At 68.9% G+C, this 14,316-nt stretch carries 16 protein-coding genes and 3 pseudogenes; 9 read left to right on the forward strand and 10 right to left on the reverse strand.

Annotated features, from left to right (window positions below; genetic code table 11):
* A pseudogene (locus ACFWSK_RS36045) lies at positions 1–666 on the forward strand (IS21 family transposase); the annotation flags it as partial.
* On the opposite strand, the gene ssuE reads toward ACFWSK_RS36045, so the two are convergent.
* The 6 genes from ssuE to ACFWSK_RS36075 all read right to left on the reverse strand — a co-directional run bounded on the left by ssuE (position 662) and on the right by ACFWSK_RS36075 (position 6,349).
* Positions 662–1,249: an NADPH-dependent FMN reductase gene (ssuE, locus tag ACFWSK_RS36050; protein ID WP_383795956.1), complete on the reverse strand. Its 588-nt coding sequence runs from the start codon at positions 1,247–1,249 to the stop codon at positions 662–664. The pseudogene ACFWSK_RS36045 and the gene ssuE sit on opposite strands and share 5 nt — an antisense overlap.
* 30 nt (positions 1,250–1,279) lie before the next feature.
* Complete coding sequence (locus ACFWSK_RS36055) at positions 1,280–2,365, reverse strand: LLM class flavin-dependent oxidoreductase (RefSeq protein ID WP_383795922.1); 1,086 nt, start codon at positions 2,363–2,365, stop codon at positions 1,280–1,282.
* Positions 2,366–2,485: 120 nt separating this feature from the next.
* Positions 2,486–3,262 (reverse strand): MBL fold metallo-hydrolase, encoded by a 777-nt coding sequence (locus ACFWSK_RS36060; RefSeq protein ID WP_383795925.1) that lies wholly within the window; start codon positions 3,260–3,262, stop codon positions 2,486–2,488.
* Positions 3,263–3,417: 155 nt separating this feature from the next.
* Entirely contained in the window at positions 3,418–3,675 is a 258-nt protein-coding gene (locus tag ACFWSK_RS36065) for a hypothetical protein (protein WP_383795928.1), read from the reverse strand.
* A 232-nt stretch (positions 3,676–3,907) separates the two neighbouring features.
* The gene (locus ACFWSK_RS36070) at positions 3,908–5,260 is read right to left on the reverse strand and encodes a flavin monoamine oxidase family protein (protein WP_383795931.1); all 1,353 of its coding nucleotides are present in this window, start codon (positions 5,258–5,260) and stop codon (positions 3,908–3,910) included.
* Positions 5,261–5,554: 294 nt separating this feature from the next.
* Positions 5,555–6,349 (reverse strand): MBL fold metallo-hydrolase, encoded by a 795-nt coding sequence (locus ACFWSK_RS36075; protein ID WP_383795934.1) that lies wholly within the window; start codon positions 6,347–6,349, stop codon positions 5,555–5,557.
* A gap of 91 nt (positions 6,350–6,440) precedes the next feature.
* Between ACFWSK_RS36075 and ACFWSK_RS36080 the strand changes: the two genes are divergently transcribed.
* Entirely contained in the window at positions 6,441–7,040 is a 600-nt protein-coding gene (locus ACFWSK_RS36080; RefSeq protein ID WP_383795937.1) for a CGNR zinc finger domain-containing protein, read from the forward strand.
* A 295-nt stretch (positions 7,041–7,335) separates the two neighbouring features.
* Here ACFWSK_RS36080 and ACFWSK_RS36085 read toward each other — a convergent pair whose 3' ends face one another.
* The gene (locus ACFWSK_RS36085) at positions 7,336–7,932 is read right to left on the reverse strand and encodes a hypothetical protein (protein ID WP_383795940.1); all 597 of its coding nucleotides are present in this window, start codon (positions 7,930–7,932) and stop codon (positions 7,336–7,338) included.
* A 187-nt stretch (positions 7,933–8,119) separates the two neighbouring features.
* On the opposite strand from ACFWSK_RS36085, the gene ACFWSK_RS36090 reads away from it, so the two are divergent.
* The 5 genes and pseudogenes from ACFWSK_RS36090 to ACFWSK_RS36110 form a co-directional block, all read left to right on the forward strand.
* Positions 8,120–8,740 (forward strand): hypothetical protein, encoded by a 621-nt coding sequence (locus tag ACFWSK_RS36090; protein ID WP_383795959.1) that lies wholly within the window; start codon positions 8,120–8,122, stop codon positions 8,738–8,740.
* Positions 8,737–9,390 (forward strand): hypothetical protein, encoded by a 654-nt coding sequence (locus ACFWSK_RS36095; protein WP_383795943.1) that lies wholly within the window; start codon positions 8,737–8,739, stop codon positions 9,388–9,390. The genes ACFWSK_RS36090 and ACFWSK_RS36095 overlap by 4 nt, the downstream gene beginning before the upstream one ends.
* 630 nt (positions 9,391–10,020) lie before the next feature.
* Positions 10,021–10,359, forward strand: coding sequence for a MerR family transcriptional regulator (locus tag ACFWSK_RS36100; protein ID WP_383795945.1), 339 nt, complete (start codon positions 10,021–10,023; stop codon positions 10,357–10,359).
* 248 nt (positions 10,360–10,607) lie between these two features.
* Positions 10,608–10,811 carry a cold-shock protein gene (locus ACFWSK_RS36105; protein WP_383795962.1) on the forward strand — a complete coding sequence of 68 codons (204 nt, stop codon included), beginning with the start codon at positions 10,608–10,610 and terminating at the stop codon, positions 10,809–10,811.
* 699 nt (positions 10,812–11,510) lie between these two features.
* A pseudogene (locus ACFWSK_RS36110) lies at positions 11,511–11,809 on the forward strand (transposase); the annotation flags it as partial.
* Between the two features lie 93 nt (positions 11,810–11,902).
* On the opposite strand, the gene ACFWSK_RS36115 reads toward ACFWSK_RS36110, so the two are convergent.
* Both ACFWSK_RS36115 and ACFWSK_RS36120 read right to left on the reverse strand, forming a co-directional pair.
* Complete coding sequence (locus tag ACFWSK_RS36115) at positions 11,903–12,220, reverse strand: hypothetical protein (protein WP_383795948.1); 318 nt, start codon at positions 12,218–12,220, stop codon at positions 11,903–11,905.
* Positions 12,221–12,426: 206 nt separating this feature from the next.
* Entirely contained in the window at positions 12,427–12,927 is a 501-nt protein-coding gene (locus ACFWSK_RS36120) for a PP2C family protein-serine/threonine phosphatase (RefSeq protein ID WP_383795951.1), read from the reverse strand.
* On the opposite strand from ACFWSK_RS36120, the pseudogene ACFWSK_RS36125 reads away from it, so the two are divergent.
* Positions 12,906–13,211, forward strand: a pseudogene (locus ACFWSK_RS36125) (YihY/virulence factor BrkB family protein); the annotation flags it as partial. The gene ACFWSK_RS36120 and the pseudogene ACFWSK_RS36125 sit on opposite strands and share 22 nt — an antisense overlap.
* A 186-nt stretch (positions 13,212–13,397) precedes the next feature.
* Positions 13,398–14,108: a transposase gene (locus ACFWSK_RS36130; RefSeq protein WP_383795954.1), complete on the forward strand. Its 711-nt coding sequence runs from the start codon at positions 13,398–13,400 to the stop codon at positions 14,106–14,108.
* Positions 14,109–14,209: 101 nt separating this feature from the next.
* Here ACFWSK_RS36130 and ACFWSK_RS36135 read toward each other — a convergent pair whose 3' ends face one another.
* Positions 14,210–14,314 carry a chaplin family protein gene (locus ACFWSK_RS36135; protein ID WP_383795965.1) on the reverse strand — a complete coding sequence of 35 codons (105 nt, stop codon included), beginning with the start codon at positions 14,312–14,314 and terminating at the stop codon, positions 14,210–14,212.
* Between the last annotated feature and the right edge of the window lie 2 nt (positions 14,315–14,316).

Consider the following 14,316-nt stretch of genomic DNA (forward strand, 5'->3'; position numbering starts at 1 on the left):
GTGCCGACCGGGAAGGTCCGCTACGACAACCTTAGGGCCGCCGTCGCCCAGGTGCTGGGCCTCTCACGCCGCCGGGTGGAAGCCGAACGCTGGACGGCTTTCCGGTCGCACTACGGTCTGGAAGCCTTCTACTGCCAGCCCGGCATCCGCGGCGCCCACGAGAAGGGCGGAGTCGAGGGCCAGATCGGCTGGTTCCGCCGCAACCACCTGGTTCCCGTTCCCGAAGTCGACACGCTCGCCGAGCTCAACGCGATGATCGACCGGTGGGACCAGGAGGACGACGCCCGTCGAATCCGCTCCCGCCCTCGCACCATCGGCGAGTACTTCGCGGCCGAGCAGCCGCTGCTGATGCCCCTGCCGGAGGAACCGTTCGAGACGGGCCGGCTCTCCACCCCGCGGGTCGACCGCTACAGCCAGATCTGTGTCCGGATGAACCGCTACTCCGTGCCAGTCCGCCTGATCGGCCGCACCGTCCGCGTCATGCTCCACGCCTCCGAGCTGGTGGTCTACGACGGCCGCGAAGAAGTCGCCCGGCACGAACGGCTCATCGCCCGCGGCGCAACCCGCCTCGAACTCGACCACTACCTCGAGGCCCTAATCCGGAAACCGGGTGCCCTGCCCGGCGCCACCGCCCTCGACCAGGCCCGCGCCGCCGGCCGGTTCACCCACGCAGTCGTTCCCCAAATCCGCCAACAATCGTTCCGTGACCTATGCAGCCAGTCATCGCGCCGTCCGGGGCGGTCGTGATGTGCCGGTCCAGGATGAACCGGCCCTGACAGACCTGGGCGCCGAGAGCGGTGAGGACCGGGCGCAGGGCGTAGTCGAGGGCCAGGGCGTGGGCCGGGCTGCCTCCGGTGGCCAGGGGCAGCACCGGTTTCCCGGTGAACGCGTGCTGGAGCAGCAGGTCGAGGAAGGTCTTGAGCAGGCCGGAGTAGGCGGCCTTGTAGATGGGGGTGGCCACGACGAGGGCGTCGGCCTCGGCGACCAGACTCACGGCGCGGGCGAGGGACGGGTCATGGATGTCCGCAGCGAGCAGCGGTGCCGCGGGCAGGTCGCGCAGGGCCAGTACGTGGGTCCGGTGTCCGCGGGCCCGCAGGTCCGCGGTGGTGTGCTCGGCCAGGAGGTCGGTACGGACGCACGGGAGGGGCTGCCGGACAGGGCGAGGACAGTGGCCATCGGTACTCCTCGAAATCTCCTGGAGAATCAGGGGGACTTGGCGGTGAAGGGTGATCGGTGTCGATGGGCGCAGGTCCGGGTTGTTATGGCCGCCCGCCCCGCGTTAGTGAGGGCTGTCGGGCATGCCGTAGGCGTCGGCGATCAGCTCGGTGGAGCGCAGCCGGGCCTGGACGGAGTGGCCGACGCTGCCGATCATGAGCTCGTCGGCGCCGGAGTCCCGCTGGACCTGGTTCAGGTGGGCGGTGACCTGCTCGGGGGTGCCGTGCGGGACGTGGGTCAGCCAGCTGTCGACGGCCTGCCGTTCCTGGGCTTCGTAGGTGTAGGCGTCCACTTCCTCGGGGGACGGCATCAGGTATGACTTGCGCTGGAACATGCGGAGCATGGCGTGCGCGAGGGTGCCGGCCTGGCGGCGGGCCTCACGCACGTCGTCGGATGCCGCGACGGTGAAGCTGACCAGCGCGTACGGCTCGGCCAGGGCCTCGGACGGAGTGAACCGCTCGCGGTACAGACGCAGGGCGGTCACGACGTCGCGCGGGTTGAAGTGCGCGGCGAAGGCGAACGGCAGGCCGAGCCGGGCGGCGAGTTGCGCGGAGTAGCCGGACGAGCCGAGCAGCCACACCGGCAGGCGGCCGGTGGGCGGAGTGACGCCGTTGAACCGGTCCTGGGCGGGCCCGGGCACGGCGTACACGCGGTCGGCGTAGGGGTGCTCGGCCGGGAAGTCGTCGCCGAGGAAGTGCAGCAGCTCGGCCACCTGCTGGGGGAAGTCCTCGGCGTCGCTCGCGCCGCGGCGCAGGGCGGTGGCCGTGGCCTGGTCGGTGCCCGGGGCGCGGCCCAGGCCCAGGTCGATGCGGCCGGGTGCGAGGGCGTTCAGCATGCCGAACTGTTCGGCGACGACCAGCGGCGGGTGGTTGGGCAGCATGATCCCGCCCGCGCCGAGCCGGAGCCTGCTGGTCTCCGCGGTGAGCCGGGCCAGCATGACGGGCGGGCTGGAGGTGGAGACGCCGGGCATGGCGTGGTGCTCGTTCATCCAGTAGCGGGTGAAGCCGCGCCGGTCGGCGAGCCGGGCGAGTTCGATGCTGCCGGCCAGCGCCTCGGCGGCGCTCTGGCCGGTGCCGGTCATGGCGGAGTCCAGTACGGACAGTGCTGCGGGGGCGGAGCCGTGGCGCGTGCCGCGGATCGTGTCAAACATGGTCGTGCGGTCCTTCGGTTTCGAGGTGTGCGGCGCGCGGAGGCGGCAGCCGACAGTCGTGGCAGTTTCTGTCGGCCGGCGCGCCCGGCTGTCCGGCGTACGCGTGCGACGTAGGTGGGTTCAGCCGCGGACGCCGAAGTCGACGCGGTCGGTGAGACCTACGGCGGCAAAGGCCGCGACGAGCTCGTCGCGGCCCTCGGTGAAGTGGGCCCAGCTGTCGAAGTGGACGGGCACGATGCGGCGGGCGCCCAGGATGCGGGCGGCCTCGGCGGCCTGAGCGCTGTCGAGTGTGAGCAGCGAGCGGTCCAGGACGGGAGTGCGGACCGCGCCGGCGAACAGCACAGCGGTGTCCACCGGGCCGAATCGTTCGGCGATCTCACGGACGAGGGAGAGCTGGGCGTTGTCACCGCTGATGTAGACGGTGGGCAGGCCGTCACCACTCAGGACAAATCCGACGACCTCGCCGACGACCGGTTCGAGGTCCTCGCGTGCCCCGGGACCGTGCAGGGCCGGGACGCCGGTGACGGTGATCGTGCCACCGCCGGGACGGTCCAGCTCGATGGACTCCCAGTCCTTCAGCGGGCGTGCGGTGCCGCCCAGTCGGCCCGCGCCACTGGGCGTGGTCAGGGTCAGGGGTACGCCGGCGAGCAGGGCACGGCCCGAGGTGTCGAGGTTGTCGTCGTGCTCGTCGTGCGACAGCAGTGCCACATCGATGCGGCCCAGGTCGGCGGGCGCAGCGGAGGCGGGCGCGGTCTTGGCCAGTCCAGAGGGGTAGGCGCCGGGAGCGTCAAAGGTCGGGTCGGTCAGAAACCGCAGCCCGCCGTACTCGATGAGTGCGGTCGGCCCTCCGAAGACACGAATGGGGGCCTGCTGGCTGGATGCGTTGGTTGTTGCCATGATGACATCTCCTCACGGATAGATTGACTTACATCCGTGACCATAGGTCCTTGTCACGGATGAACGCAAGCTTTACCGTGAGAAGCGTGAGTGGGATCGACACCATCGCCGACACTGCGGACCCCCGGGCTGCCGCCGGCGCCAGGCGCCGAGCGCTACCCCGCGCTCGACTTCGCCAACAGCGTCACCTCCCTGCCGGGCGGCCAGTTCCTCGACTCGCTGGGCACGCCGTCCGGCGCCAGCCAGTGGCTGGTCGACCACAACCTGGCCCCCGCTGACGCCGGTATGCGGACGACCATGAGGGCCTGCGCGCCGCCCGCCGCAAGATCCTCGCCCTCAAGCCCGCCCCGGCCATCCCCGGCCACGGAGACCTCTTCGTCCCCGACGAGAACACCCTCAACTGAACCCGGCACCCAAAACCCGCCGACGCGACAGAGCCCAACCCGGTATCGAACAGCGGCCTTGGTGCCGTCGGCACCGCGGTGGTCGGTGAATCTGGACAGGCAGGGGAGGGCCTCGGCGCGAGCCGGGGTCCAGCCCTTGGGGAAGTGTGGTGTCCGGGCGGGGCCGCCCGACCCCGGGCCCGGCGGCCCCGCCCGGCGTCGGGCGGGGCGCGCCCGGCACGGCTCGGGGTGGACGTCGGGGTCAGGAAAGCTCGGCGAGGATCTCGTCCGCGGCACGGCGGCCGGAGCGGACGGCGCCGTCCATGTAGCCGTTCCAGATCGTGGCGGTTTCCGCCCCGGCCCAGTGGATGCGGCCTACCGGCGCGGCGAGGGCGGCACCGTACTGGGTCCAGGCGCCGGCGCCCAGCCGCCCGCCGTAGCAGCCGCGGGTGAACTCCTCGACGTTCCAGTCCTGCTCGAGGACATCGAACGGGTGAGCCGCCCTCGGGCCGAAGTACTTCACGAGCGCACCGGTCACGAGGGCGCGGCGTTCCTCGGAACTCAGCAGGCTCGCGGTGCGGGCGTATGTTCCTTCGAGGAAACCGACGAGCACTCCGCACGAGGCGTCGGCCGGGCTGTTGTCCAGGACAAGGTTGAATGCGTCGTCGAGACTCATCACGTATCCGCTCAGTCCGTCCTCGCGCCAAAACGGCGTGTCGTACCCGATCTGGAACTTGATGACCGAACCTGCGGGCATCTGCTGGGTGAGCCCGTCTCGCAGTGCCGGCAACCCGGGGATGTAACGGATCCGGCCGGCCAAGGTCTGCGGGACGGCGACGACTACCTGTTGGGCGGTGACGCTACCGCCCTCGTACTCGACCACTGTGGCGTTCTGGTCCTGGCGGATGGTCCGGACCACGGTGTTAAGACGCACTCTGTCGCCCAGCTCCGCGCCCATTCGCTCGGAGATCTGGTGGGTCCCGCCGACCACACGGCTCTCCTGGGCGCCGCCAGCGATGGCTACTAGCGTCTTCAAGCTTGTGCCGGACTTGACGTAGAAGAGGAAGTGGAGCAGGGAGAGTTCGGGGGACTCCGCGGAGAACAGTGCCGGTACCAAGTGCCGGAAGAACCGTTGCGCGATGCTGTCCTGGGTGTTCGCGCCCAGCCAGCTGTCCAGCGTCTGCCGGTCCAGATCCTCGGCGCCCTCGGTCTCCCACGGTGCCTCCGTCGTCACCTTGCACGCCAGCGTCTCCATCTGCTCCCACAGCCGGACGACCTCCGCGGCCGATGCTGAGGGCAGGCCGTAGAAGCTCTCGTCTCCGTACCGGACGATGTCTCCGTCGATGACGGTCAGTGCCTCCCCCTCATCGAAGGTGTGGAAGGTCTGCAGGCCAAGTTCCTCGATCAGCTCGAGCAGCACGTCCTGAGTCGGGCCGACCCACTGGCCGCCCATCTCTACGGGCACCCCATTGCTGAGGACCCCACCGAGGTTGCGCCCGGCGACCCGGTCGCGCGCCTCCAGTACCGTCACGGACTTGCCGGCGGCAACCAGCTTGCGCGCGGCGCTCAGGCCGGCCAAGCCAGCGCCCACTACGACAACGTCGACATCATGCATCTTGCATCCCTTCAAAGGGTCAGTCTGGTGAATGGGGATTGGTCCGCAGCGGGCACGGTGGACCAGACACCCGGCGGACCAGTGAGGGTGGGCTGCGCCAGTCAGCACAAAGTGACCGTCTTTCCCGCACAGCGGATTGCTGGCAGCGGGATCGAGCGGCCTGGCATCACGCCGGGACCCGCTGCGCGTTCACGACCATGCACTGAGCACTGATGGCTGTGCCACTGTTCCCGAAGGCCGGGCCGCGGGAAATATGCCCAAGGAGGGCGCTGTGGAGGTCTCTGTTATCCCGGCTCAGGGGTGCTGGCCCCAGTCAAGACGGTCGGCCAGGCCGGCGGAGGCGAAGGCAGCTGCCAGCTCTGTGCGGCCCTCGGTGAAGTGGGCCCAGCTGTCGTAGTGGACGGGGACCACGCGGCCGGCGTCGAGGGTCTTCGCGGCCCGGGCGGCCTGGGCGCTGTCCAGGACGATCAGCCCGCCGTCGAAGACGTCGGAGAAGCGGGGCGCTCCGGCGAAGAGGAGGGCGGTGTTCACCGGGGCGAAGCGCTCGGCGATGTCCTTGACCGCGTCGAGCGAGGCATTGTCGCCGCTGACGTAGACAGTGGGCAGCTCCTCGCCGGTCAGGACGAAGCCGACGACCTCGCCGCAGATCGGCTCGACCTCCTCGCGCGGGCCGGGGCCGTGGATGGCGGGCACGCCGGTCACGGTCACCGTGCCGGGCCCGCCGTTCCGACGCTCGAGCTCGACCGACTGCCAGTCGGCGAGGCCGGTGGCCGCTTCCCCGAGACGCTCACCGCCGCCGGGGGTGGTGAGCGTCAGCGGAACATCGGCGAGCAGGGCCCGGCCGGAGGTGTCGAGGTTGTCGGCGTGCTCGTCGTGCGAGAGCAGGACCACGTCGACGCGACCGAGATCGGCCGGGCTGCCGTCGGCCGCCGCCGTCTTGGTCAGCACGACGGCCGGTGCCTGGTGGTCGCCGGGACCGTCGAAGGTCGGGTCGGTGAGAAAGCGCAGGCAGCCGTACTCGAAGAGGGTAGTCGGGCCGCCGAAGACCCGGACGGGAAAGGGGGCGGTATGCGGGGTCGGGGAAGACACGAGAAGGGTTCCTCACGGATAGACTGCGTTTTAAATGTGAGGAACTGTATGGCGCGCCTCACGGATGAACGCAACCCGTACCATGAGAAGCATGGAAGAGTTCGTGACGGAAGAAGCCGCCCTGCCCTCGGCGCCGGGCGAGGTGGAGCACCCCTCCCTGGCCCTGGCCAACAGCGCCGTCGCGCTGCCCGGCGGGCACACGGCCGACCTCCTGGGCACCCCAGCGCAGGCCGAGCAGTGGCTGGCGCAGCGCGACCTTGCCCCGGAAGGCGCCGGCCTGGCGGAGGTATGCGCCACGCAACTGCGCTCTCTGCGCGAACAGGTCAGGTCGCTACTGGCCTCCCGAGTCGCCGGGCAGCCCGCCCTGCCCGCCGCCGTCACGGCGGTCAACGACGCGATGACGCGCGTCCCCACCGCATCCCTGCTGCTGTGGGACGAGAAGGCCGGGCCTTATCGCGCCACACCCCACCCCACCACCGCGATCGTCGAGCACGCCCTCGCGGCCATCGCCGCCGACGCCGCCGACCTGCTCACCTCCCCCGACGCCACCCGCCTGACCGCCTGCGCCTCCCCGCCCTGCAACCGCTTCCTGCTCAAGCACGGCCGCCGCCAGTGGTGCTCCACCCGCTGCGGCGACCGCGCCCGCGCCGCCCGCGCCTACGCCCGCCGCATCGAGCCCAGAACGACCTGACGCGAGCCCCGGCAGACCCGGGCACCCCGATACTGCTGGTCCGCCCCCGCCACGCCTCGGTCCGCTCACTGGGGCGGTATGCCCGCCCCGGCGTCGACGCGGCCGCCCTGGACGTGGCCCAGCGCGACCCCGCCCCTCGCCGTCGAGGTTGATCACGGCGGTCTACGGCACGCTTCCGGCGTATTCCGGTTGGCCTCCTACGTCAGCCGACCTCACCTGGCGCAACCCCATCGCCGGCACCCCCTGGCACAAACACGTCCCGCGCGCATTCAGCGCGTATGAGCACCGCCGACATTCACCGCCGCCCGGTCGGGATTCCGCGGTCAAGTCTCCCCCTGATCACACCCGATGCCGGGTCCCATTTCTGTGTCATTCGCGTTGCTGGGGCGGTGGTGCTGGTGTCGGGAGCATGCGGATCGTCGTGCCGGGTCGGCGGTTCACGAAGCTGCTGATTCTCTAGCTGTGCGAGGTGCAGGGCCCCGACGAGGGCTTCGACGTCGGCATTCAGTTGCTGGATCTCGGCGGCGCCCGAGGCGCGTAGCTCCTTCAGTTTCGCGATCTGCTTGCGCAGTCGCTTCTCGCTGTCGGGGGCATCCCCGCGAGTGCGGATCTGTTCATAGAACTGGTTCTTGAGGTCGGTGTGGCGTTGGGTGAGGGCGTTTCGGTGGACGTCGGCCTCGACGGCGAGGGCGACGATGGGCGGGGCTCCGCTGGAGCGTTCTGGACAGCCGGTGAGGATACGGTGGCTGGCCGCGCGGATGCGATCGCGTTCATCCGCTCGTGTTCGGTGCCTTGTCTCCGGTGCCAACTGGGCGAAGGACGAGCGGCACAAGTACAGGCTCAGCACGCCATCAATCCGGCAGTCCGGCGACAGCAGAATGGGTTCTCCCACATGAATCCCGGCACGCTCTGCGGCTTTTCGGGATCACCGCGCAGACCGCCATGCGCTATGTCGGCGCCGCCTTCCCGGAGCGCACCGCGAAACTGCCCAGGTAGCGGGCCCGCTCCGAGCCCGATGCAGCAGCTGAAAGCCCGTGGCGGTGTAGCAGTGAGTCCGGCATCATCCCCATGTGATTGTGATGCAACCCGTTCTGGAGATCTCCGCTGCCGACGACTTCGCGCTCTGGCCGGTTGGCGAGCACGAGTCATATGGCTACCTCGTGCTGAACGGGGAGCTGACTACGGCGGAGGTCGGCACGGCGGTAATGCGGATCGCCGACTGCAACGACTTCGAGCCGGAGGAGGAGCACGGGCCGTGCCCGACCGACCCGCTCGGCACGCTCCTGCACGGGCTGCTCACCATGCCTGATCTGTTCGCCGCCGGAGGGTTCCGGGTGACCGACAACACCACCGACACCGTCTTCGTCGAACCGGGCTGCTGCAATGGCCTGGAAACCTGGCGGGACTGGCTGGAGGCGCTCGACGGCACCGGCTGCTCCTACTTCGGCCACGATCCCTCCTCGGTGGCCGAACGCGTCGGCGACACCGTCCGGCTGACTCTCGACGCCTACGCAAAGGACGGCAGTCCGGTGATCGAGCTGCCAGTAGACGAGGTACGCGCGCTCGTGGCCGGTGCCCAGCAGGACTTGCAAAACTTCCTTAGCCTCGCCGGAACCTGGGCCGAACAACACCTGCCGGCACACGCTGCCGCCGTCACTGCCGCCCTGGCACGGGCACTGGACCTGAGGCCTACACGATGACCAGCTTCCTGACCCACCGAACGCGCGTGCACGACGCCCGCCTCTCCCTTCTCCGTCGGCACAGCGCGCTGCGGACCTGTATCACTCTCTTTGCGCCGTACGGCTTCCGGGCGACGTACCACCACCTCACGCTCAGCGCCGCGATCCCCCGGCGGCTGGAGGCGGACCCGGACGCGCTGGTGCGGGCGGTGGAGGAACTGTATGAGGCGCGGGTGCTGTGGCTCGCGCGGGCGAAGGAGTACGCGGCGCAACGCCGGGCAGAGAAGCGGGCCGGGCGGCGGGCTGTAGTGACCCCGCGACCGTGGTGGCTGCGGAGCTGGTGGGAGGGCCCGAACCGCGCCTGGTACGAAGACCCGTTTCGCCATCCGTCGCTGCGGCTGCCCGAGTACGTCCGGCGACAGAACGCGATTCTGGACGGCGCCGATCTCCCCGGCTGCCCTGCCTGCGGGGACGAGAGACCGCTGGAGTCGAACTCGACCGGGCACGGCTGGGTGGAGCTGTGCCGTGGGTGCGCGTGGGTGCTGGCGCCATGTCCGTGCGGGCAGCGGCACCGGTTCGTCCCGGAGACTCCCTTCACTTGGAAAGGGATCTGGCAGCGGGCGCACATGAGCGATGACGGCATGCCGAACCCACATTGGCCTGCGGGCTAACCGGTTGGATGCGGCACGGGGGGCTTGAGTGTGGCTGATCAGCGGGGTGGCGCGCGCTCTTTCAGACCGTTGCCCGCCGCGCAGATGATCGTTGCCCGGCGCTCCTCGTAGCGAAGAGATATCGCGGACGCTACCGAGAGGGCGCCGGCCGGTCACCACACGTCGACGGACCAGACGTCGCCCCTTTGATGTCCGTCTGGATCTGGGTCGCCTGACCCGTACGGGTCAGGGTCAGCGACGACGTGGATGCGGGCGGCGGACGCAGATACGGTAGCAGTCCATGTCACTCGACGTGTTGTGCTTGTCGAGTTCGATCGTGTGGCCCAGGGCCAGGATGGCGGCCTGCAGTTCCTTGACGGGACTCTGGGTGCGAATCCCCCGTACTCCCGCGAGAGCGGGGACGGCACGGTGTTCGGGGACTGATCGCCAGCGGACCGGTCATAATCACATGATCGGCTGACGCCATGCAGCGGCATAATCATTTCTTGGGCGTGATCGGCCTCGGATGGTCGCGCCGGGACAGCCACCGCTCAGGGTCGAGAAGCTTGTCGAACCCACCACGTGTGCAGTTCCTTCGGGGCCCTGGTGCCATAGGCACCAGGGCCCCTCCTTGTTCCAGAAAGAGGTGCGATGAGCGCAGACGACTCGTCCGGCCGTCTTGATGACGATGACTTCCCCGCTTACACGATGGGCCGGGCCGCCGAGATGCTCGGCACGACCCAGGGTTTCCTCCGCGCGATCGGCGAAGCACACCTGATCACTCCGCTCCGTTCCGCCGGCGGAAACCGGCGTTACTCCCGCTACCAGTTGCGGATCGCCGCCCGCGCCCGTGAACTCGTCGATCAGGGCACCCCGGTCGAGGCCGCCTGCCGGATCGTGATCCTCAAGGACCAGCTCGAGGAAGCGCAGCGCATCAACGCCGGATACCGCCATGCCGCTGGTTCGGCGAACCCGGCGGCAGCGGCCTGAGACCGTCGTGCGCCGCCGGACACCGGCGGGCCCTGGGCCTCATGTTCGTGCTTGCCCTCCTGGTCGTCTCCTCTGGTGACGGGGGGTTGGGGGCGTGTAGCGTTTGGGTCAGCTGTCGTGGTTCGGAAGTTCCCTTTGCCCACGCTTTTGGCGTGGGTGTTTCGCTGTGCTGCGCCGCAGGAACCAGGGCGATCACCTCCGCCTTCCGCGTCGTGCGGGAGGCGTTCATCGACTGGAAGGCATCGGATATGGCTACGGGAACTGTGAAGTGGTTCAACGCTGAGAAGGGCTTCGGCTTCATCGCCCAGGACGGCGGCGGCCCGGACGTCTTCGCCCACTACTCCGCGATCAACTCCTCGGGCTTCCGCGAGCTCCAGGAGGGCCAGACCGTCACGTTCGACATCACCCAGGGCCAGAAGGGCCCCCAGGCCGAGAACATCACCCCGGCCTGACCCTTCCCCGAGCAGCCGGCCGGTAGCGGGCGACCGGACACTGAAGCCGGCCCGGCGACTCAGAGGGAATGGACACACACCCGATGAGGGCCGCGCACCAAGGCGTGGCCCTCGTCCGTGGAGGTAGGTCGGCGTCTCCCGCAGGGATCAACTCGGTCGAGCGGCACCGTAGGTGATACATGCTGATCATTACGCCGCAGCCGAATGGGTTGGGTACGGCATGCATAGTGCATTGCCCACTTGTCCGCCTGGCTGGTCCGCGGCTTCGGTTTCTCCTCCTCATCGGCGGGCTCGATACCGAGGACCTGCTCGCACATCCACTGCTGCACGCAGGTGAGCTGGTCCCAGCCGTGCCGGACCGAGGTGACCCACCGGCCGAGGTCCTCGCCCTGGCGCACGACCTCGCCCGTCGTGGTCGGCAGCGCCTGGCCGGTGTCTAGGTAAGCGCTGACGGGCAGCCAGTGGAGCGCGGGACCCGGGCAAGTACCCGGCTGAGAAATCTCAGCCGGGTACTTGCCCGGTCGTGGCCGACGCAAACGCCACCCGCTCCCGCTGATCCCGGGGGCTCGGCCCTTCACCGCGACGGCGCGGAACCAACCAGCCGGTCCAGCCGTGCGTACGAGGCGCGGACCATCCGGGCACGGCCTTGACCGCAGCGCACGGGGCCCTCCGGCGAAACCGACAGCCGCCGGTCCACCTCTCCTCTTCCGCCTCCGCCTCATGCACCCCGAGATCACGATCGTCTGGGCGGGCTCCGCCTACGCCGGCAAGCTTGTGACCTGGGCAAAGGAGTACCTGAACCTGACGATCAAGACCGTCAGCAGACCCAGGGACCCCTCCGGCTTCATCGTCCTGCCCCGCCGCTGGGTCGTGGAACGGACCTGGTCCTGGATGATGCGGGCCCGCAGACACGCACGCGACTACGAACGACTCGTCCAGCACTCCGAAACCCTCAGCACCTGGCAGCCATCACCGTCATGACCCGCCGCATTACCAAGGGACGCAAGAGCCCCGAGCGGTTTCCATCCATGCTCTGACCCCAACGTCAGAGAGGCACGTCGCTCCGTGGACGTTGAAACGAGCAACTAGACCTAGGCGCCGGCATCGGGAGCCTCTGCCAGAACAAGAAGGTCACCGTCATCGGACGGTGCTTTGACCGCGTGTCCGAGCTGCACCAGCAGGCCCGAGACTGCCGCTTGCACGATGGCCTTCATGGTGTCGCCCGAGGCTCCAGGCTGCAGTGCGGAGAACCCGTCCGAAGCGGTCCACGTGATCAAAACTCCGGCCGGGGCTTCCGATACCCGAAGTCCTGGCCTGGCATCGCTTGACACGTCGCCGACCAGGTAAAAACCCGCCTGGATCAGGGCATACCGCACCCGCGACGCGAGTTCGGACGGGACAGACGACACACGGCCCGCTTGCCCCCGACCTGCAGCGATCAAACCACTGACATCAGAAGCAGGCACTTAATGAAGCCGGTGCTCTGCGTTCTGGCCCGCTCGGTCCGGTGGCCGCGCCACGAAGGAGACGGCATGCGCCGAGCGGAAAGGCAGACGTTGACCCGAGCCGGATAGGCCCGGTTGCGTGCCGTGCCTCATGCCCTCGACCGCCCGGGTCATCGGTGGAGAGCGGGTGGTCCTGTCGTTGATGGTGGTGAGGCGTCGGTGAGGTCGGCGCCGTTGGTGGCGTCGCGCTCGGAGTTGTGGACGCCGTGCCAGTCCAGGCACATGACGGTTGCGTCGTCGTGGAGGTGACCGTCTCCGGCGTCGACGATCGTTTTGATGAGAGTGCGGGCGGCTTCGCGGGGGTGCAGTTCGCGGGTGCGGATGATGAGGTCTGCGAGGTCGAGGTTCTCGGCGTGGCGTTCCAGCATTCCGTCGGTCAGCATGATCAGCCGGTCGCCTGACCGTAGGTCCAGCGTCTGCATGCGGTAGGTGTTGGCCTGTGATGTACGGACGTTGAGACCGAACGGCCGGTCGACTTTCGGAACGATCTCCTCGACCTTCCCGTCGCGAATCCGCAGCGGCCAGGGGTGCCCGGCGTTGACGAACTCCGTCCGGCCGTCGAGCAGGCTGATGCGCAGCAGCTGGCCGCTGGAACGTACTGAAGTGGCCACTTCTGCTGGGCCTGGTTGCCGTCCTGGTGCTGGTGTTGTTCCGCTCGGGACCGGCCCAGACGCGCGGCGTGCGGCAAAGACTTCTGGGAGACGCTCTGGCCATAATCCTGTGGCTCGCCGCCTCCGCCGGCTTCGCTCTCTATGCCTCGCAGGTCGGCTCCTACAATCGGCTGTACGGCTCCCTCGCTGGGATCGTCGTCTTCCTGGTGTGGGTCTGGCTGTCCAATCTCGCCCTGCTCATCGGTGCCCAGTTCAACGCCGAACTAGCCAAGATTCACCGCTGATAAGAACCTGCACGCCCCAGGTCCCGCCCCGCCAGGAGCGGGGCGGGCGACCGGAGAAGAGCGGGCTGCTCATGCCTGGCCGGCGCGCCGCCGGCGCAGGGCCATGGCTCCGGCGCAGGCCAGCAGTGCGCCGCCGGCTACGGCGGTGACGGGCACGATGGGGAATGTGACGAGTACCCCACCGCCGTGGTCCTCAACTCGCAGACGGTACGGGCTTCGGTTCACGCGCCGAAGGAGACGACTGGGCTGGATCCGGGCAAGAAGAGCCCGGACCGCAAGCCGGGCATCGCCACCGACGTCCTCGGCCTGGTCATCGCCGTCGTCGTGGTCGCCGCGAGCGTGCACGACAACGCGATCGGCATCGCCCTGCTGGACAAGACCGCCGCCGCGCCCACCGTGACCAAAGCCTGGAGGGACGCAGGGTTCAAAAACGGCGTCGTCGAACACGCCGCCCGCCTCGGCATCGACGTCGAGATAGTGCGGGCAACTCGCCGCCGCAGAACGCACCCTGGAACGCCTGAACATACGCACGAGATCGTTCTGGAACTGACCTCCGAGGACGGCCGATCCGCCCGGGCAACTGCCACCCGGCTACCGCGAAATCCTCATCCTCTTCGAACAGGAGGAAGAAGGACTACGCGCCAAGGACGTCTCCCACGCGCTCGGTATCGGACTGGAGTCACGACACACCGAAGGCATCCGCGCCAAGCTGAAACGCCCGGTCAACCGCGGCATCCTCACCGAGCGGCCCGGGTTGTCGGCTATGTGGCTGGCGACTCGCTTGTCTCCGACGCTGGTCAAGGCGTCTTCTGCTACCCGATCCGGGTCACACGGCTGCGCCTGGCCATCGCCGATCAGGGCGTTGTCGTCATGAGACCGGCCTCCGCTGGAGGATGAGGGGAGGCCGGTCTTTACCGGGCTGTGCGCTGCGGCTGGCTCACAGGTCGGTGCTGGCTGTGACGGCGCGGTGAGCGCGCCGGGTCCAGGACTTGGTGCTGTCAGTACTTGCCGTGGTCGCCCTTGAAGCCGCCGTCGCTGTTGATGCACACGTTGCCGAAGGCGGGGTTGAGGGCCCCGACGATGTTGACGGTGTTGCCGCAGATGT

Origin of the sequence: Streptomyces sp. NPDC058620 (assembly GCF_042717135.1) — a bacterium.
Taxonomy (GTDB): Bacteria; Actinomycetota; Actinomycetes; order Streptomycetales; family Streptomycetaceae; genus Streptomyces.

Excerpts from the sequence above, each read along its gene's own strand:
- ACFWSK_RS36055 (WP_383795922.1), bottom strand. The coding sequence starts at position 2,365 with ATGTTTGACACGATCCGCGGCACGCGCCACGGCTCCGCCCCCGCAGCA.
- ACFWSK_RS36105 (WP_383795962.1), top strand. The coding sequence starts at position 10,608 with ATGGCTACGGGAACTGTGAAGTGGTTCAACGCTGAGAAGGGCTTCGGC.
- ACFWSK_RS36080 (WP_383795937.1), top strand. The coding sequence starts at position 6,441 with ATGGAAGAGTTCGTGACGGAAGAAGCCGCCCTGCCCTCGGCGCCGGGC.
- ACFWSK_RS36070 (WP_383795931.1), bottom strand. The coding sequence starts at position 5,260 with ATGCATGATGTCGACGTTGTCGTAGTGGGCGCTGGCTTGGCCGGCCTG.
- ACFWSK_RS36100 (WP_383795945.1), top strand. The coding sequence starts at position 10,021 with ATGAGCGCAGACGACTCGTCCGGCCGTCTTGATGACGATGACTTCCCC.
- ACFWSK_RS36060 (WP_383795925.1), bottom strand. The coding sequence starts at position 3,262 with ATGGCAACAACCAACGCATCCAGCCAGCAGGCCCCCATTCGTGTCTTC.
- ACFWSK_RS36090 (WP_383795959.1), top strand. The coding sequence starts at position 8,120 with ATGCAACCCGTTCTGGAGATCTCCGCTGCCGACGACTTCGCGCTCTGG.
- ACFWSK_RS36095 (WP_383795943.1), top strand. The coding sequence starts at position 8,737 with ATGACCAGCTTCCTGACCCACCGAACGCGCGTGCACGACGCCCGCCTC.